Raw genomic sequence first — 20946 nt, 5'->3', positions numbered from 1 at the left:
TAAGCCAATGAAGAACTTCACCGACAAAGTAGCCGCCATTACCGGCGCGGGTTCGGGCATGGGCCGTTCGCTCGCGATCCAGTTGGCGCGCGAAGGCTGCCACCTCGCGCTCGCCGACCGCAATGCGGCGAGCCTCGCCGAAACCGCGCAACTCGCGCGGGCGGTGGCTCCGCAGATCGTCGGCTCGCCGCTGCGCATCACGACCCGCGTGCTCGATGTCGCGGACCGCGCGGCCATGTTCGACTGGGCCGCCGAAACGGTCGCTGAACATGACCGCGTCAATCTCGTGTTCAACAACGCGGGCGTGGCGCTGTCGAGCACGATTGAAGGAATGGAATATGCGGATCTCGAGTGGATTGTCGGCATCAACTTCTGGGGCGTGGTGCATGGGACCAAAGCGTTCCTGCCGCATCTGAAGGCGTCCGGTGCGGGGCATATCGTCAATACGTCGAGTGTCTTCGGCCTGTTCTCGCAACCCGGCATGAGCGGTTATAACGCGACCAAATTCGCCGTGCGCGGTTTCACCGAAGCGCTGCGTCAGGAACTCGACCTGATGAAGTGCGGTGTGTCGGCGACTTGCGTGCATCCGGGCGGCATCCGCACGTCCATCGCGCAATCGAGCCGCATTGCGTCGAACATGGTCGGCTTCATGCTCGAAAACGAACAACAGGGTAAAGACGACTTCGAGAAGTTCTTCATCACCACCGCCGACGAAGCTGCGCGCGTGATTCTCGACGGCGTGCGCAGAAACAGACGGCGCGTGCTGATCGGGCGTGATGCGCGAGCCGCCGACTGGCTGGCGCGCACGTTACCGGCGGCTTATCAGGCGCTGGTCGTGATGCAAACACGCCGGCTGAAGCGCATCGCGGAGAAGCGCGCGCGACGCGCGGCGCAGGTCGACGCAAAGCGCGCGTGAACCGGTCAATGCGTGCGCGGCATCCGCTGCGCCGCGCTTCACCAACGGCCAGACCACGCGCAATGCCCACCGCACAATCAGCCGTCAACAGAAGATCACAGGGAGAAAGGCCATGATGCCCGTTCGCCGCGACCTCCGTTTCAATTTGCCGAAAGAACGTGCCTGTGACTGGCACGTGCAAGGCTCGCATGTCACGCATTTCTTCAACTCGCTATCGTTGCTGTTTCCGGCCGGTGAACGCTTTTTCATGGACAGCGTGCGCCACTACCGCGATCAGATCGACGACCCCGAACTGAAGAAGCAGGTGCTCGGCTTCATCGGACAGGAAGCGATGCATACGCGCGAGCACGTCGAATACAACGATCTGCTGCAGGAAGCCGGCTTACCTGCGCACAAGCTGGATAGGCGGTTGTGGGCGATGCTCAACTTCGGCCGCAAGATCCTGCCGCCTTCGTATCAGCTCGCGGTCACCGTCTGCCTGGAACACTACACGGCGATGCTGGCCAGTTTGCTGCTGGAGGACTCGTCACGCATCGGCGGTTCGGTTGAAGGCTATACGCAGATGTGGACCTGGCATGCGCTCGAGGAAACCGAACACAAGTCCGTTTCCTACGACGTCTGGAACACTGTGCTGAAGCCCGGTCCCGGCCGCTATCTGCTGCGCGCCGGCACCATGCTGACTACCACCGTGATGTTCTGGCTGATCGTGTTCGACTACCACGTGCGTCTGATCATCGCCGACCGCAAACGGGGCGGCCATATTCGCGGCATGTGGCGTGTCGTGAAGTATCTTTATGGCCCGCGTCATGGCGTGTTTCCACGTATTGCCGGCGACTGGCTGAGCTTTTTCAGGCCGGGCTTTCACCCGTGGGATCACGATAATCGTGCGCAACTCGCGCGGATCGACGCCCTGGTTGCCGCGGTCGACGCCACCAACGCGGCCACGCCGAGCGCGCGCAAGGCCACGCGGCGCGGCGTGCAGGCGGCTGCGTGATACGCGACACGCTGTCGGTCGAGGCCGGCGACGTGCGTCTCGCGGTCTACGTGAGTGGACCGCGAGACGCACCGCCGATCGTGCTGGTGCACGGTTACCCCGATTCGGCAACGGTGTGGGAACCGGTGCGCGCGTTGCTCGACGCGCGCTTTCGTGTGATTACGTACGACGTGCGCGGCGCGGGCGCGTCCGAAGCGCCCGCCACGCGCAGTGCCTACCGGCTCGAACGTCTCGCCGCCGATCTGGCAGCGGTCGCCGACGCCACTTGTGGCGCACAGCCCTTTCACCTGGTCGGGCACGATTGGGGCTCGATTCAAAGTTGGGAAGCGGTGACCGACTCCGCGTTCAAAGGCCGCATTGCGTCGTATACGTCGATCTCCGGACCCTGCCTCGATCATGCGGCGCAAGGCCTGCGTGGCGGTAAAGGCGATTCATCAGGCGAGACGGTCAGCGGCGCCAGACGTTCGTTCGGCAGCGGTATCCGGCAGACGCTCAAATCCTGGTACATCTTCTTTTTTCATCTGCCGTGGCTGCCCGAACTGGTGTGGCGCGCGGGCGGTGCGCGCCTGTGGCCGCTGTGGCTGCGCATCACCGAGAACGTACGCGTGTCGCATGACCCCGCGCAGACGCGAAATGCGATCAACGGTCTGAATCTTTACCGCGCAAATTTCATCGACACATTGCTGCGGCCGCGCTCGCGCCACGCGCATGCGCCGGTGCAATTCATCGTGCCGTTGCGCGACCGCTATGTCGGACCTGAGTTGTCGCTCGGACTGGAGGGCTGGCTCGGCGCGTATCAACGCATTGAAATCGACGCCGGCCATTGGGTCGTGTTGCGCGAGCCCGCGCGCATTGCGGCGGACATCGAACACTTCGTTCAACAGCATCGAACGGATGCCGGCGAACCCGGCGCATCGACACCGACTGCGGTCAATGAGTGAGCGGCAACCGTGTGAACAAGGTCGGGTAGTCGATCACGAGGCCGTCGTTATCCACCGTCAGATTCGCGGCGAAATTGCGAAAAATGCCCTCGTAGCGATATTCGCGATTTAAGCCGATACACGAATACGCCTGTTCGGCGCGGGTCACCTGCAAATCGGGCGTGGAAATAAAGGCCACCGAAATAGGCTTGCGCTCGCCTTCGGCCAGTTGCAGCCGACGGATTGGCAGCGTATTGGTGAACGGGGTGGCAGCAATATCAATGTCGATGCAGCCTTCGATCTCGCTCAGCACGACGCCATCGCCGTTACGCCAATGGCCTTCGCCGTCGCCATGCAATTCGAGTTCGCCGCCGCCGACGATTTTCAGCCACGCATAGCGCGTACGCCATTGTTCGTCGCAGCGCAGCCGGTAGTAGAGACCATACGGGTTGCCCTCACGTTGCCCAACCAGTGCGCTTTCCACTGCGAAGCCGTTTTCGCGAGGACCGAACGCAAGATGTTCGATGCCGTCGCCCTCTTCCGATGCCCATCGTAGTTCACGCATTGCTGTCTCCCTCGCGAAACAGGGTGTTTTGTAAGCCGTTTTTTTTCATATCCTAGCCGGAAAGCTTTCGAGTCGCCATCGTGGCTGTGTTGGGTCGGTAACGTAGTGACGCTTGAAGCAGTTGTTGCAAATAGTCACTATCAACGATGGGCGATGGCTCGCGCGTTCCAGTGCCCTATGCTCGCGGTTCTGCTTTAGCGTCTGCGCCACTGCATCGTTCGTCACGCCGCTTTCATGACATGCATCCACGCATGTGCTTAATCCGGACCGCGTGTGGACTCACGTTGCAGACTCGCAGGCACTCTCGATCAATACACGCGCTCATCATCATCGACACCACCTCACCCCGCCCTTCGATCATGCGCGCCGCGACGGCCGACACGTCGTCTGCCACGTTGCGCACGCTGTTGCGCAGCCTCGGCCAGATCGTGTTGCAACCGAATGCATTCACCGGCGCGTGTCTGCTCGCCGCGTGGTTGCTAGCCGACCCACGGCTCGCGTGTGCGGCGCTGATGGGCGCGATATCGGCGAACGTCAGCGCGATCCTGGCCGACGATCGCGGCCACCCAACCCGTGAAGACGAGATTCGCTCTGGCCTGCACGGCTTCAATGGCGCACTTGCGGGTCTTGCCGCGTTCAGTTTCATTGCCGATCCAGCGACTGCGGCGGCCGTGGCGATTCTCGCCGCCACCGCCACCGCGTGGCTTCTCAACCCGATGTCGCGCTGGCTGCGCGTGCGTGGAATGGGCTATTTTTCGAGCCCCTGCCTGATCGTCACGTGGCTCTGGCTGCCCATGCTCTCAAACAATCTCGCGCCAACCGGCGCAGGCCAGATACACGTGGCGCAAGCGGCGAACGCGGCACACGCGGCGCTCACATCTGACGCGCTGCAACGGGGCGGCGCTCTGCTCGCCGGTTTCGCACAAACCGGCTTTGCGTCGGGTGCATTACCGGGACTGCTCGTATTGATCGGGATTGCCGTGGCATCACGCCGACACGCATTCGCGGCAGTCGTCGGCGCGGCACTTGCAAACGCGCTGCACCTGCTGCTGCACGCATCGCCAGGCTCGTTCGATGCCGGCCTGTTAGGATTCAACGGCGCGCTCACGGCGCTCGCGCTGATTGACGTTGGCGTCGTGCCGATGCTCGGCGGCGTCGTCATTTCAGTCGTACTGCAAGCGGCCGCCACCCAGCTCGGCTGGCCGGCGCTGACCGCGCCTTTCGTCATCGCGACGTGGAGCGTGCAATGGCTCGGGCGGCGTATCGCACTACCGCCAGGACCAGCAAAGCCTGGGGTTCGATGACATGCCTACGTCCACCCCGCGTACAAACAGCTTAGCCCAAGCCGACCGATAACCGCCTCAGACGACCCGGCAAATGCAGGAGACAAACATGTCGTTCACCCATACACCGGCAGCCCGACTCGCCGAAACCGGCCCGCTTTCCGATGCCGAACAGCAGACCCGCATCGACCTCGCCGCCGCCTACCGGCTCGCGGCGCTCAACGGCTGGGACGATCTGATCTATACGCATATCTCGGCGAGCGTACCCGGTGAACCCGGTCATTTTCTGATCAACCCGTTCGGCCTCGGGTTCGATGAAGTGTGCGCGTCGAACCTCGTGAAGATCGATATCGCGGGCAACATCGTCGGCGCCAGCGAACATCCGGTCAATGCAACGGGCTTCGCGCTACACGCAGCGGTTCATGCGGCGCGCGCCGATGCATTTTGCGTGATGCATCTGCACAATACAGCGGGCGTCGCGGTCTCTGCGCAGCCCGCCGGTTTGCAGCCTGCGTCGCAACACGCACTGCGCTTTTACCGGCAACTCGCGTATCACGACTACGAAGGCCTCGCGTTCACGCCCGCCGAAGGCGAGCGTCTCGTCGCTCATCTCGCGGACAAACCCGCAATGCTTTTGCGCAATCACGGCACGTTGACGGTCGGACGCACCGTGGCCGAAGCCCATGTGCTGATGGCGACGCTGATCAAAGCCTGCGAGATCCAGTTGCAGGCGCAGGCATGCGGCGCGCAACTGATCGTGCCCGATGCAGCGGTTGCCACTCGCACCGCGCAGCAACTATTCGACGGCGGCGCCGTCGAGGGTGGGCTCGAATGGCCCGTGCTGCTGCGCAAGCTCGACCGGATCGATCGCTCCTATCGGCACTGAATCTCCGCCCTGTCTCTCACCCCTCTACTTCCGCACGGAGTCATGTCATGCCCACGTTTCATATCGAACTCTTCGAAGGCCGCTCGCTGGATCAGAAACGCGAGTTCGTCGAAGCCATCACCAAAGCGACTTGCGACTCACTCGGTGTCGAACCCAACTCAGTGGATATCATCCTCACCGAAGTGAAACGCGAAAACTGGGCGACCGGCGGGCGTTTGTGGTCCGAAGCGTGATTGCGACGGCGCTAATGCGCCGCGTGGCATACGTCACCAGGGATTCTCGCCCTGCGTGCTGAAAAACTTGCCGCTGGGTCCATCCGCGGGCAGCAGCGCGAGGCGGATCGCTTCCGCTGCGCCCTGTTCGACCGTCTGATAGCCGCGATGTCCGTTCAGATCGGTGGCCGTAAAACCGGGATCGGCGGCATTCACCTTGATCGACGTGTCGCGCAACTCATCCGCCAGTTGCACGGTCAGCATGTTCAGCGCAGCCTTCGACGCGTTGTAGCCGATCAGTTTGACCCGCGCGAACTCCCATTGCGGATCGCTGTTCCACGTCAGCGAACCGAGTCCGCTCGACACGTTGACGATGCGCGCATCACCGGAGCGGCGCAGCAAAGGCAGCATGGCCTGCGTGAGCGCCAGTGCGCCAATAAAATTCGTTTCGAAGATGCGCCGCACGGCGTCGAGGTTGGCGCTACCTGGCGAACCATCGGCCGGATCGGTGATGCCCGCGTTGTTGACCAGCACATCGAGCCGTCCGGATTCACGTTCAATATGGGTCGCGGCGGACTGAAGCGTCGCCGCGTTGGTCAGGTCGAGTTCGACGAATTGCACGTCGAATCCGCCATTGCGCAATTTTGCAGCCGCCGCTTCACCGAGGCCAGCGTTGCGCGCGCCCAACATGACGCGTAGCCCCGCTCGCGCGAGTGAACCCGCAATCTCCAGTCCAATGCCCTTGTTTGCGCCGCTCACCAGCGCGATCCGTTTGTCGTCATGTCCCATGTCAACTCCGTGTGAAGTGTTAGACCGACATGCAGTTTATGAGCAATTCTTCAACTTTGGAATTTGAATGAGAGGTGGCTCACGCAGTCGAAACGGCATGCGGGCACAAGTGAGTGCGACGCTGGAATAGGCAACCGACGCGAGTTTTGTCGATTAACCGAGGGGGATCTTCACCTTCACCTGGCTGAGCGCACAGATGGGACCGGCTCGCGCACCCTCTGAAGGCTGCGCACTGTCGGAAACGCTGCGCGCGTTGCGCGCGCAGCGGGTAAAACTGAGCGCAACGCATACCTGCAACGCGTTGCGATGGCGGCGTAACTTCACGCCGCCGCTTGCTCACACAATCAGAACTTGTGGATGATGCCCACGCCGACAGCAACCATGCTGCGCGACGACGACGGTGCGCTGTTCTGACCGTCACCGATGTCAGCCGTTGCGTTGATGATGGTCTTGCCGTTCGTGCCCAGCGTCTGACCACCAGCGCGTTGGTACGCTTCCAGCGCATACAGACCCGTACGCTTGGACAGGCTGTAGTACTGCGACAGGTTGAACTGGCTGTAATTAGCCGCGCTCGAAATGCCGTTCGACTCCGTTGCACGCGTGTAGCTATAGCCAGCCGCCAGGTCCAGAGCCGTGATCGGCTTGAAGTGCAGCACGGCGCCGCCCGTGTTCCAGATCGCGGTGCCATGGAACGCCGAGTTGATGCCCGGCGCATATTGCACGTTCGAGTAAGCGAACGACACGTCCCACTGCGAGTTGAACGCGTAGCCACCCGTCACTGCAACGCGCTGCTGCTTGGCCGCCGTCAGGAAACCGTTGTTGATAGCCGACACGCCAGCCTGCGAGGTGCCGCTGATCATCGTGGAGTTCGCGCCCCATGCGCCGCCGCCCGGCGTGCTGTTGTCAACGCGCTGGATACCTGCTGCGATACCGAACGGGCCGGCAATGTACTGTGCTGCCGCGCTCCAGGTCTGACCTGCGCTGAAGCTGCCCGGCACGCCGCCCAGTGCGTACGAACCGCTGACCGTCAGACCGTGGATGTTCGGCGACGTGTACACCAGCGAGTTGTTCTGGCGATAGATCGTGTCCATCGAGTCGATATCGCCCGGGTGCGCGCCGTATGCGCCCGTCAGCCACGTGGTCGGGCTGTACGGCGACAGCAGCGTGTAGTACGGCGTGTACTGGCGGCCGGCCGTGAGGGTACCGTAGGTCGAATTGGTCACACCGACATACGCTTGACGGCTGAACATCAGGCCCGCGTTGTTCTCAGCGCCGTTGGTGCTGTTGTAGCCTTCTTCCAACTGGAAAATGGCCTTCGTACCGCCGCCCAGATCCTCGCTGCCCTTCAGGCCGAAGCGGTTACCCGCCCAGACACCCTGCACCATCTTGATCTGTGAACGGCCGCCTGCGTTCGAACCCAGCGCTGCCGAGCTGCTTTGATAGCCGATACCCGTATCGACCACACCGTACAACGTCACGCTGCTTTGTGCATGCGCGCCCAGGGCGACCAACCCCAGAGCTGAACCGATGAGTGCCTTTTTCATTTCTACTCCTTGTTAAGAACTTTATTTATGTACGACCTCGTGCAGGCGTCGCTGAGCGTGGAATTTATATTTAGTTAGAACACCGGATGACCGTTGATGATGCTCGGCAACCAGGTCGAAAACAAAGGTACATACGTCACGATGTTGATCGCGCTGAAGATAGCCAGGTAATACGGCCATGCCACCTTGGTAGTTTCACCAATCGACACATTGCCAATCGCGCAACCGATGAACTGCACCGAGCCAATTGGCGGATGCACGAGACCCAATGCGCAATTCAGCAGGATCATGATGCCGAACTGCACGGGGCCGACACCGTTGTGCATGGCCATCGGCAGAAACAGCGGCGTGGTGATCAGAATGTGCGCCGCCATGTCGACAAACGTGCCGAGGAAAATCTGGATCACATTGATGTACAGCAGCATCAGCCACGGCAAAGTCGTTGCGCCGTCGAGCATGCGTTCGATCGCGTCCGGAATCTCCAGATACGCCATCTGGAAGCGCAGCATGTTCGACACGCCGATCAGCAGCAGCACTACGCCCGTGGTCTTTGCCGCTTTCGAAAGTGCGAAGCCGAGCTTCTTCATCGTCATCGTGCGATACACGACGATGGTCAATATCAGCGAATAACCGACCGCAATCGCGGCAGCTTCCGTCGCGGTGGCAATACCCTTGGCCACGCACACCAGAATGATCGCGATGACCATCAGACCCGGCACTGCGCCGCAGAAAGTGCGCACCACCGCCATCCAGCCGGGGAAACGTTGCAGTTCGGTCGAGCCGTCCGGACGACGCGGATAACCGTACTTGACCGCTTGCCAGTAAGCCGCAATCAGCACGAAACCCATCACCCACAACACCGGCAAAAGACCAGAAAACAACAGATCGCCAATCGACACGCCGCTCATCTGCACGCCGTTCAACGTGCCGGTGATACCTTGCGCCGCGAATGCGTAGATGATCATGTTGGTCGATGTCGGCATCAACGCACCCGCGAGCGACGAGTGCGTCGTCACGTTGACCGCATAGGCCGCGCTGTAGCCTTCACGCTTCATCAGCGGAATCACGACGCCGCCCATTGCCGACGTATCCGCGGTCGGCGAACCCGACACGCCGCCGAACAACGTACACGCGACCACGTTGGCCATGCCGAGACCACCGCGGAAATGGCCCACCGTGGCCTGCGCGAAACGCAGGATGCGGTCGGCAATGCCGCCGTGCAGCATCAGTTCGCCGGAGAAAATGAAGAACGGGACCGCGAGGAACGAAAACGCGTTCATGCCCGAGATCATCGACTGCATCGCAGTCGCCGCCGGCAAACCTTCATACAGGTACGTCAGGACGCACGAGAGTCCCAACGCGAATGAAACCGGAACCCCTAAAAGGAGGAAGACGAGAAAACTGACAGCAAGGAGGGCAAGTTCCATGATTGTTCTATTTTTGTTTCTTGACGAAGAGCGCCAGCAGGTGCTCGAACGAGAACAGCGCGATGCAGACGCTGGCCACGACCGGAATGAGGTAACGCACCGCTTCAGGAATACCGATAATCGGAATCCTGTCGTCTATCGTCGTCTCGGCCATCTGCAGACAACCGAAGAAAACTGCTGCGGCGAAAGCGATCAGACAAAGATGCTGGATGCCGGCCGCGATAGCCTGCCCTTTCTCCGAAAGATTCTTGACCAGCGAATCGAGCCCGATATGGCCGCCTTCGCGAACCTTGAGCGCGGCGCCGAACATGGCGATCACGATCACCAGCAGCAGCGCGATCGGCTCGACGTAATCGGGGGCGTCGCTGAAGACATAGCGCATCACGACGCTATAAATCACCAGCAGACAAAGCACGGCAAGACTCGTCGATGCGACGATGACCAGCGCGCGAAAAAGAAAATCATTTGGGCGTTTAAGGAAACTCATGACCCCGTCCTTGCTCACGACAGATCTAACTTCACTATTAAGCAATCCTGCTTTGCTACACCAGTCAGCAACGGCACGCGGCGATAAAGCCCGCGGAACTTCCGCGGGCCTGTCTCGCCGTGGCCGCTATCTGTCTTTGACTGTCTGAATGACGATACTTATTTGACTGCCTGGATTTCGTCGACGAGCTGCTTCATTTGCGGGGTCTTTTCGTACTTCGCCCACACCGGCTGCATGGCCGTCACGAAAGCTGCGCGGTCGATCTGCGTCGCCGGGACGATCGACGCGCCACCCTTGGTGACCGTCTTCGCAGCGTCGGCTTCACGCGCGGTCCACAGCTTCTCGTAATAAGGCACCGAGTCAGCCGCTGCCTTCTTGATGATCTGCTGCTCTTGCGGCGTCAGCGTGTCCCACACCTTCTTCGAGAAGACCAGCACTTCCGGGGTCATCGAGTGTTGGGTTTCCGAATAGACCTGCGCGACCTCGAAGTGCTTGGTTTCTTCGTACGACGGAATGTTGTTTTCCGCTGCGTCGACCAGACCCGTCTTCAGGCCCGTATAGACTTCGGCGAACGGCATCGGCGTGGGCGTGCCGCCCATTGCCTTGATTTCGTCGACCATCAGGTCCGACGGTTGCACGCGTACTTTCAGGCCCTTCATGTCAGCCGGCGAATGAATCGCGCGCTTCGCGTACATCGAACGTGCGCCGCTCTCGTAGAACGTCAGCGCGATCATGCCCTTCGCCGCGAACGCGTCGAGAATCTTCTGGCCTTCCGGGCCGTACATCACCTTGCGGAAATGGTCGATGTCGCGGAACAGGAACGGCAGCGACGGGATCATCGATTCAGGAACGATCTCGTTGAACGCGGCGCCGTTTGCACGTGCCATGTCCAGTGCGCCGATACGCACCTGGTCGATGGTGTCGTTCTCCGAACCCAGCGCGCTGTTGCCGAACACCTTCACCGTATCCTTGCCGCCGGTTGCCTTGGTGATTTCTTCACCCATGTACTTCACGGCCATATTGGTCGGATAGGTGTCGCCATGCACGTCCGATACACGGAACACGCGGGCATGCGCCGATACGGTGCTGAACGCGAGTACCGAAGCTGCGACGATCATCGAAACACGGGAAGAGGCAAACTTCTTGTTCATCGTGACATTCCTTGAAAAATTGACACCCTACGTGGTGGATGCCGCTTGGTTTTAATGTGTCTCACGTGTCTCACGGCTCCACGCTCGCGGGCCAGGGCGGCCGGCGGCAGGTTGCCGCGCTGGATCGCGCAAAGTCCCCGGCACGATGCTCAGCACTCCAACTTGCTTCTTGTACTTCGTTTACCTCGATATCACTCTGTCGTACCAACGGCCCGCTGATGCTGTCAGGGCTTGATTCGCTTCAATTCAGAATCCGCTGAAAGGATTTCGTTTGCGCTCATACGTTGTACGACGACATATGAAGTCTATAAAACGCGTTTTGACTTGTACAGACGGTATTTACCCGCAGAATTCCAGCGTGCGGTAGAGATGACCGGCGGGATGGACCTTCAGGCCCCGCGCCAGCTAGCGGACGGATGAGGAGGATAGCTCGGCGGCTCGAAGCGCCTGAATTTTTATAGCGTAAGCGCGATAACAAACGTGGCCAAAATGCCACAAAGTTGTACGACGAGTGATGAACTTGAGGGCTCAAAATTGAATAACGCCGGGAACGATACCGTCCCGGCGCATGGCTGGCGTGGCGTCAGCTTACAGCTCGCCCGCGAATTCCGGCTCAGGCAAGCCGCTCACGCCCGGGCGCACGGCGAACACGTGGCCGTCGTGCTCGCTCGCACCCGTTGCAGGGCGAATCGATGTCACGAACAGCGTGTCCAGATCCCGGCCGCCGAACGCGCACATTGACGGCTTGATGGCCGGCACGGCCACCTGACGGTCCAGCTTGCCTTCCGGTGTGAAGCGCAGCAGCAGGCCGGCGTCGTTCGCGCAGATCCAGTAGCAACCGTCGGCGTCTACCGCAGCGCCATCTGGACGGCCCGCATGCTCGTTCAGATCCGCGAACACGCGACGGTTACGCGGCTCACCTGACTCGACGTCATAGTCGAACGCCCAGATCTGCCGGCGCAACGGATGCGAGTCGGACAGATACATGATCGTGCCGTCCGGCGACCAACCGAGGCCGTTCTGCGTGATCAGTCCGTCGATCACCGGCGCGGACAGCACGCCCTGCGCGTCGTAGCGGTACAGCTCGCCAGCCGGATTGGCCGCCGCCATGTCCTGCACCATCGTGCCGGACCAGAAACGTCCTTGCCGGTCGCAGCGGCCGTCGTTAAAACGCATGTCGGTGAACGGAAACGACGGCGCGGCGAGCTTGCGCACGGAAACATCGCTCCCCGCGTCGCTCAGCGTCACCGCGAACAGCCCGGTTTCGCAGCCGGCCAGCACTTTGCCGTGACGGTCGAACGCGATACAGGCGACCTTCTCCGGCAACACCCATTCAGTGCGCGCGCCCGAATCGACCCGCAGCCGCACGATCTTCTGCGCCGGAATGTCGACCCAGTACAACGCCTGCTCGGCGACCCGCCACACCGGGCTCTCACCTACTCCGGCAGGAGCCTGGCCGGCTCCCTCGAGCCGCTCGACGCGCGGGTTAAACGTAGCGCTCACCGTTTCGGCTCCATCGGACCCGCGAGCACGAACGGGCCGCCCTGGAACAACTGGGTCGGGTCGTCGAACTTCTGGTCGGGTGCGCCAGCCGGGAACAGATGCTCGAATTGCGCCGAGCTATCTTGCGGACGGAAGCCGAGGAATGCCGCCTTCGTATTGTCGACCCACGAAATGCGGTTATTCGACACGCCATAAACAATGGCATGACCCACGCGATTGGTGAACAGCGAACACCGCACCAGTTCGACGAAGTCGCGATAGCTCAGGTACGTAACCAGCATGCGCGCGTTTTTCGGTTGTTCGAACGACGAACCGATCCGCAGACACACGGTTTCCAGACCGAAGCGGTCGAAGTAGAAGCGCGACAGCGATTCGCCGAAGCACTTCGTCACGCCGTACAGGCTGTCCGGGCGCAGCGGCGCGTCGACATCGACCACCGAAGTCACCGGATGGAAGCCGACCGCGTGATTGGAGCTGGCGTAAATGATCCGCTTCACACCTTGCTTCTGCGCGGCCGAATAGAGGTTGTACAGACCGCGAATATTCGCTTCGATCAGGTCTTCGAACGGCGCTTCGACGGAAATGCCGCCGAGATGGATCACCGCATCCACGCCTTCGAGCAGCGCGTGAACTGCGGCTTCGTCGGCGAGATTGACGATGGACGCTTCTTCATGGTCGGCGACGTCGCCGAGCGGCGCGATGTCGGTCACGCGCACGATGTCGGCCCACGCGGACAGCGCGCCGCGCATTTGCTTGCCGAGGTTGCCGGCGGCGCCCGTCAGCAGCAGACGGTGGAACGGTTTTTTTGTTGCCTGGCGGTCAAGATTCGAGTCAGTCATGTCTCTGTGTTTAATATGAGGGCGGTCGTGATGCGGTCGGTTCAAGGGCGTCTGGCATGCAGCCGTCCAGCATTGGATGCAGACGGCTAAGCCAGGCTCGGCCGAGGATCAGGTCACCGGCGCCGGGTTGAACAGCGTCAACGCATTATGCAGCTTGAGCTTTTCCGCACAGGTCTGCTTGCGGCCGCTGGCGACGTCGAGCATCAGGCGGAACAGTTCCCAACCCACCTCTTCGATCGTCGACGCGCCGGTGGCAATCGTACCGGCGTTGATGTCCATCAGATCGTGCCAGCGGCGCGCCAGATCCGAGCGCGTCGCGACCTTGATGACGGGCACTTCGGCGAGGCTGTACGGCGTGCCGCGACCGGTCGTGAACACGTGCAGGTTGATACCCGCCGCCACCTGCAGCGTGCCGCAGATGAAATCGCTGGCCGGCGTCGCCGCATAAATCAGGCCCTTCTGGCGAACCTTCTCGCCCGGCGACAACACGCCGGAAATCGCCGAGTTACCTGACTTGATGATCGAGCCCATCGCCTTTTCGACGATGTTCGACAAGCCGCCCTTCTTGTTGCCCGGCGTGGTGTTCGCGCTACGGTCCGCGCCGCCACGCTTCAGGTAATCGTCGTACCACTGCATCTCGCGGATGATCTCCGCCGCCACTTCCGCATTGGCCGCGCGGGCGGTGAGTTGATCGACGCCGTCACGCACTTCGGTAACTTCGGAGAACATCACGGTCGCGCCGGCGCGCACCAGCAGGTCGGTCGCGAAGCCCACGGCGGGGTTGGCGGTCAGGCCGGAGAATGCATCGCTGCCGCCGCACTGCACGCCGATCACCAGATCCGCCGCCGGGCAGGTTTCGCGACGGCGATTGTTCAGGCGCTTCAGATGACCGTCGGCCATCCTCATGATCGACTCGATCATCGACTGGAAGCCGACGTGCGAGTCGTCCTGCAACACCACCACGTCGCCGTTCAGGTCGGCCTCGACGTCGCCGATGTCCGCAACTTCGGCGACATTCGCAGCCGCCGCGATGGGGATCGTGCCCGGCGGCATCAGACGCTCCGGTTGCAGCTTTTCGCAACCGAGGCTGACCATCATCACTTCGCCGCCGAAGTTCGGATTCAGGCTGATATTGCGGACCGTGCGGATCGGCACCATCGCATCAGGCGCGTCGATCGCGACGCCGCAACCATACGTGTGGCCGAGGCTCACCACGTCGTCGACATTCGGGTACTGAGGCAGCAGTTCGGCCTTGATACGCGTGACCGCGTGTTGAACCACGTCGGCCACGCATTGCACCGTGGTCGTGATCGCGAGAATGTTGCGCGAACCGACCGAACCGTCTGCATTGCGGTAGCCTTCGAAGGTGAAACCTTCGAGCGGCGGCATGTCCGGCGCCTTGATCGTCGCGATAGGCAGGTCTTCGAGTCCGGGCGGGCTCGGCATGCGGATCACGTGTTCGTTGATCCAGCTGCCCTTGGGCAGCGCCTTCAGCGCATAACCGATCACCACGTTATAGCGGATGACCTCGTCGCCTTCGGCCAGATCGGCCAGCGCCACTTTGTGGCCTTGCGGCACGCGCTCGCGCAACGCGAGACCGTCGGGGAAGACTGCGCCCTCTCCCAGACCGCCGTCGTTGACGACGATCGCGACATTGTCATTGGGGTGTACGCGAATGTAGAGCGGGGATTGTTGTTCCATTGCATCGATCCTTTTGGCGATTGAAGCCTGCTGCGAGCCTGCCGCGCCAGCTATTCATACGTCATCCTACAACATGGGATGTTGGGTGGATGTTCCGTATTTACCCTATAACAAGCATTATGCCGTGAAAACCCCGTTGAGTTCGTCGTTTTGTTGTTGTACGATGACGTATAAGAAATGTCCATTTCGACGGATCTACCCAATACCGACTCACTACTGACCTAGTTCAGACGCCTGGATACTCATCATGACGACACCGCAGGAACTCAAAGCAATCGTTTCGGAAGGTCTGCTGTCCTTCCCCGTCACCGACTTCGACGCACAAGGCAACTTCCGCGCCGACACGTACGCTGAGCGCCTCGAATGGCTCGCCCCGTATGGCGCGTCGGCACTGTTCGTCGCCGGCGGCACGGGCGAATTCTTCTCGCTGACGCATGACGATTACTCCAACGTCGTGCGCACGGCAGCCGAAGTCTGCAAGGGCAAGGTACCGATCCTGGCCGGCGCTGGCGGCCCGACGCGCGTCGCGATCGACTACGCGAAGGAAGCCGAGCGTCACGGCGCCAACGGCATTCTGCTGATGCCGCATTACCTGACCGAAGCCTGCCAGGAAGGTATCGCGGCGCACGCTGAAGAAGTGTGTAAAGCCGTGCCGAACATGGGCGTGATCATCTACAACCGTGCCAATTCGAAGCTCAACGCTGACATGCTCGAAGGTCTGGCAGAACGCTGCCCGAACCTGATCGGCTTCAAGGACGGCGTGGGCGAGATCGAAAACATGGTGACGATCCGTCGTCGTCTGGGCGACCGCTTCTCGTACCTCGGCGGCCTGCCGACCGCTGAAGTCTACGCAGCGGCGTACAAGGCGCTGGGCGTGCCGGTGTACTCGTCGGCTGTGTTCAACTTCATCCCGAAGACCGCGATGGACTTCTACCGCGCAATCGCGGCTGACGACCACGCAACGGTCGGCAAGCTGATCGACGACTTCTTCCTGCCGTACCTGAAGATCCGTAACCGCCGTGCGGGCTACGCGGTCAGCATCGTCAAGGCTGGCGCGAAGCTGGTCGGCCACGACGCAGGCCCGGTCCGCGCTCCGCTGACCGACCTGACCGAAGAAGAAATGGGCATGCTCGACGTGCTGATCAAGAAGCTCGGCGCACAGTAATGCAGCCGGCGCCGCGGCCGCGATAACACCCTCGGCCGCGCGAACGAAGGGCCGCTAGACGGCTCCGCAACAAGCGCCCGGGACGGCAACGTCGCCGGGCGTTTTTCGTACTGCGCGCTGGTGGCGCGCCGCGCCTGGCGCAAGGCAGGAGCGCATGAAGCGATCCGCCCCGCCCTCCCGCCCAAGCGGCCTTTCGCGGTTTCGTCGGGGTTCGCGCGTTACCGCCTGCCGGATAGGCTGGGCGCGCGACGGCCAACTGCGCGTCGCGGCTCCGGGAGCCTGCTCCCTCGCAAAAGTTTTCAGGAGATGACCATGGACATGAGCCGCACGGCCAATCCAGCCGATGTCGCAAAGCGCACCAAAGTCCGCTATACGATCCTGTTGCTGATCTTTCTGATCACGACGCTCAACTACGCGGACCGCGCGACGCTCTCCATTACGGGCTCGGCCATGCGCGGCGAGTTCGGTCTCGATGCGGTCAAGATGGGCTACATCTTCTCCGCGTTCGGCTGGGCGTACGTACTGTCGCAACTGCCGGCCGGCTGGCTGCTGGATCGCTTCGGCGCGCGGCGGGTGTACGCGGCGAGCATTTTCTCCTGGTCGCTCTTTACGCTGCTGCAAAGCTCGATCGGCTTGCTCGGCAGCGCGTCGGCCGCCATCTCAGCGCTGTTCGTGCTGCGTTTCGTGATGGGCGCGGCGGAATCGCCGGCGTTCCCGGCTAACGCCAAGGTGGTGGCGAGCTGGTTCCCCACCAATGAACGCGGCACCGCATCGGCCATTTTCAACGCGGCGCAGTACTTCGCCGCAGTCGTTTTCACGCCGCTGATGGCCTGGATCACGCACGCGTTCGGCTGGCATTCGGTCTATCTCGTGATGGGCGCGATCGGACTGATTCTCGCCGTCACGTGGCTGCGGGTCATGAAAAATCCCGCCGATCATCCGCGCGTGTCGCGCGCCGAACTCGACTACATCGAACAGGGCGGCGGCGTGGTCACCGGCCACAAAAAAGCTGCCCGTCCCGCCGAGCTCCCGAACACGGGCGGCTGGCTTCTCGTGCGTCAGTTGCTCAGCAACCGGATGCTGCTCGGCGTCTATCTCGCGCAGTACTGCATCAACGTGCTGACCTACTTCTTCCTGACCTGGTTTCCGATCTATCTCGTGCAGGCGCGCGGCATGACGATCCTGCACGCGGGTCTGGTGGCGTCGCTGCCCGCGATCTGCGGATTTTCCGGCGGCGTGCTCGGCGGCATTCTGTCGGACGGACTGATCCGGCGCGGCTGTTCGCTCACCATCGCGCGCAAGGTGCCGATTGTCGGCGGCATGTTGCTGTCGGTGTGCATTATCGGCTGCAACTATGTGTCGACCGACTGGGTCGTCGTCGCGTTGATGTCGCTCGCGTTTTTCGGCAAAGGCATCGGCGCGCTCGGCTGGGCCGTGGTTGCCGATACGTCGCCGAAAGAAGCGCTCGGCCTGTCCGGCGCGATCTTCAACATGTTCGGCAACGTGGCCGGCATCGTCACGCCGATCGTGATCGGCTACCTCGTCGCGGAAACCGGTTCGTTCAACGGTGCGCTGGTGTTCGTCGGTGCGAACGCGCTGCTCACGGTATTCAGCTATCTGGTCATCGTGAAGGACATCAAGCGGGTCGAGTTGCGCGAAATCTGACCGGCGAGCGGTTATCGTACTTCTCGGGCGCCGCTGCACACACGGCTGAATGCCTTGCCTGGCGCCCGATAGCGGGCATTGTCCCGCGGCCATGGAGACCTGGCCGATAATGGTTTGGCCTATATATAATCAGTCGTCAGACGACGGTATAATGAAACGCAGAACATATCTGCAACTATTTGATTCCAAGGGGCGTTTTCGATGGCTACACCACTGGCAACCGCGGCACCGCCACGACGCGCTCGCAATCTTGCCGAGTTCGTCGTCAGCTACGTCACCGAACAGATCGCGTCCAACGCGCTGAAACCCGGCGACAAACTACCCACTGAATCGCAGTTGATGGTCACGCTCAGCGTCAGCCGCACGGTGATTCGCGAAGCGATTTCACGCTTGCAGGCGGGCAAGATCATCGAGACGCGTCATGGCATTGGCAGCTTCGTGCTGGAACCGCAGCGCGAAAAACTGGGTATCGACATGGTGCCCGCCACTACGCTGCGCGACGTGCTGTCCATTCTCGAACTGCGTATCAGCCTCGAAACCGAGTGTGCGGGCCTCGCCGCGCAACGCTCGAAGCCCGAAGACATCGCCCGCATGCGCGGCGCGCTGGACGCGATCGAAGCCACGCGTCACAACGGGCTCGATAGCGTCGACGCCGATCTGCAATTCCATATCTCGGTCGCGCGCGCTACGGGCAACCGCTACTTCGTCGACATTCTCACGCAAATGGGCAGCGCACTGATTCCGCGTAACCGGCTCGACTCCGCAGGCATCGCGCGCGCGGAACCGGATGCGTATCTGTCGCTGGTTAATCTCGAACACGAAAGCATTCTTGAAGCGATTTCGCGGCACGATGCGGAAGGCGCGCGAGCGGCCATGCGCATGCATCTGTCGAATAGCCGTGAACGGTTGCGGCGCGCGAATGAAGTGACCGAGGCGAACAGCTAACGCGCTCACCACAAGGAAGCGAGTGTCAGAATAAATCGCTGACACGTCGCAGCGAATACAAAAGAAAATGGCCGGGATATTGAATCCCGGCCATTTCTTTATCTGCTGGCTGATGTGTCAACTACTGCAGCAACTACTGCGTCAACCACAGCGTCAACCCCACGCTTAGCTACGCGTGATCTCGCCGTCGCGACGACGCCACAGGTCCAGCGGATTGCTGTCGGCCAACGCTTCGGGCAACAGGTCCGCCGGGAAATCCTGGTAGCAGACCGGACGCAGGAAGCGGTCGATCGCGGTCGTGCCAACCGACGTCGCGCGGCTGTCGGACGTAGCCGGGAACGGGCCGCCGTGCACCATGGCGTGCGACACCTCGACGCCCGTCGGGTAGCCGTTGACCAGAATACGGCCAGCCTTGCGCTCGAGCGTCGGCACCAGCTTCTTCGCCGTCGCCAGATCGGCGCTGTCCATTTGCAGCGTAGCGGTCAACTGGCCTTCGACGTGCTCGGCCACCGCCAGCATTTCCTGCTCGTCCTTGCATCGCACGATGGTCGACACCGGGCCGAACACTTCGTCTTCCAACGCCGGGGTCGCGAGGAACGTCTTCGCGTCGGTCACGAACAGTGCAGCACGCGCCTGGGTCGGGCCGCTTGCCTCGACACCACGCGCCACTTCTTCGACACCCTTGGTGGACGACAACGTGCTCTCACCCTTCTGATACGCGGCGCAAATGCCGGCGGTCAGCATGGTTTGAGCGGGCTTCGCGCTCAGTGCCTCGGACGCCGTTGCGACGAAGCTCTTCAGCGCGTCGCTATCTACCGCGATTGCGAGACCCGGGTTGGTACAGAACTGACCGGCACCCAGCACGAGCGAGTCGACAAAACCGCGCGCCATGCTTTCGCCACGCTGATTCAGCGCGTTCGACAACAGGAACACCGGGTTGATGCTGCTCATTTCCGCGTAAACCGGAATCGGCTCGGCACGCGCCGCTGCGACGCGCATCAGCGCAAGGCCACCTGCGCGCGAACCGGTAAAGCCGACTGCCTTGATCGCCGGATGCGCGACCAGCGCTTCGCCGATCGCATTGCCCGCGCCGACCACCAGCGAGAACACACCTTCGGGCAAGTCCATTTCCTGCGCGACGCGCTGAATCACGCGACCGACCATTTCCGACGTGCCGAGGTGAGCGCCGTGCGCCTTCACCACGACCGGGCAACCGGCCGCGAGTGCCGACGCCGTGTCGCCGCCCGCCACCGAAAACGCGAGCGGGAAGTTGCTGGCGCCGAACACGGCAACCGGACCGACTGCGATCTTTTGCAGACGCAGGTCCGAGCGCGGCAGCGGCTTGCGCTCCGGCAGCGGCGAGTCGAGCGTAGCGGACAGCCATTGGCCCGCGCGCACGACCTGTGCGAACAGCTTCAATTGACCCGTGGTACGGCCGCGCTCGCCTTCCAGGCGCGCCTTCGGCAGACCGGATTCCTGTTGCGCGCGCTCGATCAGCGCGTCGCCCAATGCCGTGATGCCGTCGGCGATACGGTCCAGAAACTCGGCGCGCACCGTCAGCGGCAGGTTGCGATACGTGTCGAACGCCTGCTGCGCCAGCTCGCATGCCTCTTTGACCTGCGCGACGCCACCGCCGCCGAAGACCGGCTCGGCGATGTCGGAGCCCGTGGCCGGATTGAACGCGTGCAATGCCTGCTCTTCGCCGCGCACCGCTTTGCGGCCGATCAGCATTTCGCCGGTAATCAACATTTTTGCTTTCCTTAAAAAGGCTTTAGATATAAGTCATCCTACAACATCAGACTACCGTCACGCAACCCGGAAACGCCTGTCACACCGCGAATTCGGGTTTACGTGCCCGTTACAAGCTGAGGGCTCAATGCTAATCTTGGATTAAGACATACGACGACCTATAACATTTCAATCCACTGTCGTCGAAGCTCGCCTGATCCATTGA

At 61.7% G+C, this 20946-nt stretch carries 19 protein-coding genes; 9 read left to right on the top strand and 10 right to left on the bottom strand.

Going from position 1 to position 20946, the window contains the following annotated elements; genetic code table 11:
- Positions 1 to 7 precede the first annotated feature (7 nt).
- From LMG28727_RS28505 to LMG28727_RS28495, 3 genes are all read left to right on the top strand, one after another.
- Positions 8 to 916, top strand: a complete 909-nt coding sequence (locus LMG28727_RS28505; RefSeq protein WP_201645676.1) for an SDR family NAD(P)-dependent oxidoreductase — start codon at positions 8 to 10, stop codon at positions 914 to 916.
- A 112-nt stretch (positions 917 to 1028) separates the two neighbouring features.
- Positions 1029 to 1910, top strand: a complete 882-nt coding sequence (locus tag LMG28727_RS28500) for a metal-dependent hydrolase (protein WP_201645675.1) — start codon at positions 1029 to 1031, stop codon at positions 1908 to 1910.
- The gene (locus LMG28727_RS28495) at positions 1907 to 2851 is read left to right on the top strand and encodes an alpha/beta fold hydrolase (protein WP_201645674.1); all 945 of its coding nucleotides are present in this window, start codon (positions 1907 to 1909) and stop codon (positions 2849 to 2851) included. The genes LMG28727_RS28500 and LMG28727_RS28495 overlap by 4 nt, the downstream gene beginning before the upstream one ends.
- Here LMG28727_RS28495 and LMG28727_RS28490 read toward each other — a convergent pair.
- Positions 2841 to 3395: a putative glycolipid-binding domain-containing protein gene (locus tag LMG28727_RS28490; RefSeq protein ID WP_201645673.1), complete on the bottom strand. Its 555-nt coding sequence runs from the start codon at positions 3393 to 3395 to the stop codon at positions 2841 to 2843. The two genes, LMG28727_RS28495 and LMG28727_RS28490, sit on opposite strands and share 11 nt — an antisense overlap.
- Before the next feature lie 359 nt (positions 3396 to 3754).
- Here LMG28727_RS28490 and LMG28727_RS28485 point away from each other — a divergent pair, with 359 nt between their 5' ends.
- The 3 genes from LMG28727_RS28485 to LMG28727_RS34600 all read left to right on the top strand — a co-directional run bounded on the left by LMG28727_RS28485 (position 3755) and on the right by LMG28727_RS34600 (position 5797).
- Positions 3755 to 4699 carry an urea transporter gene (locus LMG28727_RS28485; RefSeq protein WP_201645672.1) on the top strand — a complete coding sequence of 315 codons (945 nt, stop codon included), beginning with the start codon at positions 3755 to 3757 and terminating at the stop codon, positions 4697 to 4699.
- An 88-nt stretch (positions 4700 to 4787) separates the two neighbouring features.
- Positions 4788 to 5564 carry a class II aldolase/adducin family protein gene (locus tag LMG28727_RS28480; RefSeq protein WP_201645671.1) on the top strand — a complete coding sequence of 259 codons (777 nt, stop codon included), beginning with the start codon at positions 4788 to 4790 and terminating at the stop codon, positions 5562 to 5564.
- Positions 5510 to 5797: a 4-oxalocrotonate tautomerase gene (locus LMG28727_RS34600; RefSeq protein ID WP_268960556.1), complete on the top strand. Its 288-nt coding sequence runs from the start codon at positions 5510 to 5512 to the stop codon at positions 5795 to 5797. Before LMG28727_RS28480 ends, LMG28727_RS34600 begins: the two co-directional genes overlap by 55 nt.
- A 33-nt stretch (positions 5798 to 5830) precedes the next feature.
- On the opposite strand, the gene LMG28727_RS28470 is transcribed toward LMG28727_RS34600, so the two are convergent.
- From LMG28727_RS28470 to garD, 8 genes are all read right to left on the bottom strand, one after another.
- Positions 5831 to 6565: an SDR family oxidoreductase gene (locus LMG28727_RS28470; protein WP_201645670.1), complete on the bottom strand. Its 735-nt coding sequence runs from the start codon at positions 6563 to 6565 to the stop codon at positions 5831 to 5833.
- Positions 6566 to 6909: 344 nt separating this feature from the next.
- Positions 6910 to 8109 carry a porin gene (locus tag LMG28727_RS28465; RefSeq protein ID WP_201645669.1) on the bottom strand — a complete coding sequence of 400 codons (1200 nt, stop codon included), beginning with the start codon at positions 8107 to 8109 and terminating at the stop codon, positions 6910 to 6912.
- A 74-nt stretch (positions 8110 to 8183) separates the two neighbouring features.
- Positions 8184 to 9536: a TRAP transporter large permease gene (locus LMG28727_RS28460; protein ID WP_201645668.1), complete on the bottom strand. Its 1353-nt coding sequence runs from the start codon at positions 9534 to 9536 to the stop codon at positions 8184 to 8186.
- A 7-nt stretch (positions 9537 to 9543) separates the two neighbouring features.
- Entirely contained in the window at positions 9544 to 10023 is a 480-nt protein-coding gene (locus tag LMG28727_RS28455; protein ID WP_201645667.1) for a TRAP transporter small permease, read from the bottom strand.
- Between the two features lie 158 nt (positions 10024 to 10181).
- The gene (locus LMG28727_RS28450; protein WP_201645666.1) at positions 10182 to 11174 is read right to left on the bottom strand and encodes a TRAP transporter substrate-binding protein; all 993 of its coding nucleotides are present in this window, start codon (positions 11172 to 11174) and stop codon (positions 10182 to 10184) included.
- A 588-nt stretch (positions 11175 to 11762) separates the two neighbouring features.
- Positions 11763 to 12677, bottom strand: coding sequence for an SMP-30/gluconolactonase/LRE family protein (locus LMG28727_RS28445; protein ID WP_201645665.1), 915 nt, complete (start codon positions 12675 to 12677; stop codon positions 11763 to 11765).
- On the bottom strand, positions 12674 to 13516 hold the full coding sequence (locus LMG28727_RS28440; RefSeq protein ID WP_201645664.1) for an NAD-dependent epimerase/dehydratase family protein: 843 nt from the start codon (positions 13514 to 13516) through the stop codon (positions 12674 to 12676). The genes LMG28727_RS28445 and LMG28727_RS28440 overlap by 4 nt, the downstream gene beginning before the upstream one ends.
- Before the next feature lie 108 nt (positions 13517 to 13624).
- The gene (garD, locus tag LMG28727_RS28435) at positions 13625 to 15217 is read right to left on the bottom strand and encodes a galactarate dehydratase (protein WP_201645663.1); all 1593 of its coding nucleotides are present in this window, start codon (positions 15215 to 15217) and stop codon (positions 13625 to 13627) included.
- 247 nt (positions 15218 to 15464) lie between these two features.
- On the opposite strand from garD, the gene kdgD reads away from it, so the two are divergent.
- From kdgD to LMG28727_RS28420, 3 genes are all read left to right on the top strand, one after another.
- Complete coding sequence (kdgD, locus tag LMG28727_RS28430; protein WP_201642354.1) at positions 15465 to 16382, top strand: 5-dehydro-4-deoxyglucarate dehydratase; 918 nt, start codon at positions 15465 to 15467, stop codon at positions 16380 to 16382.
- Between the two features lie 120 nt (positions 16383 to 16502).
- Complete coding sequence (locus LMG28727_RS28425) at positions 16503 to 18047, top strand: MFS transporter (protein ID WP_268960555.1); 1545 nt, start codon at positions 16503 to 16505, stop codon at positions 18045 to 18047.
- A gap of 201 nt (positions 18048 to 18248) precedes the next feature.
- On the top strand, positions 18249 to 18992 hold the full coding sequence (locus tag LMG28727_RS28420) for a FadR/GntR family transcriptional regulator (RefSeq protein WP_201645661.1): 744 nt from the start codon (positions 18249 to 18251) through the stop codon (positions 18990 to 18992).
- Positions 18993 to 19157: 165 nt separating this feature from the next.
- Here LMG28727_RS28420 and LMG28727_RS28415 read toward each other — a convergent pair whose 3' ends face one another.
- Positions 19158 to 20741, bottom strand: a complete 1584-nt coding sequence (locus LMG28727_RS28415) for an aldehyde dehydrogenase (NADP(+)) (RefSeq protein WP_201645660.1) — start codon at positions 20739 to 20741, stop codon at positions 19158 to 19160.
- Positions 20742 to 20946: the final 205 nt, after the last annotated feature.

The sequence above is a fragment of the Paraburkholderia metrosideri genome, from assembly GCF_904848625.1.
GTDB lineage: Bacteria > Pseudomonadota > Gammaproteobacteria > Burkholderiales > Burkholderiaceae > Paraburkholderia > Paraburkholderia metrosideri.
This window is presented reverse-complemented; position numbering and strand designations above follow the sequence as displayed.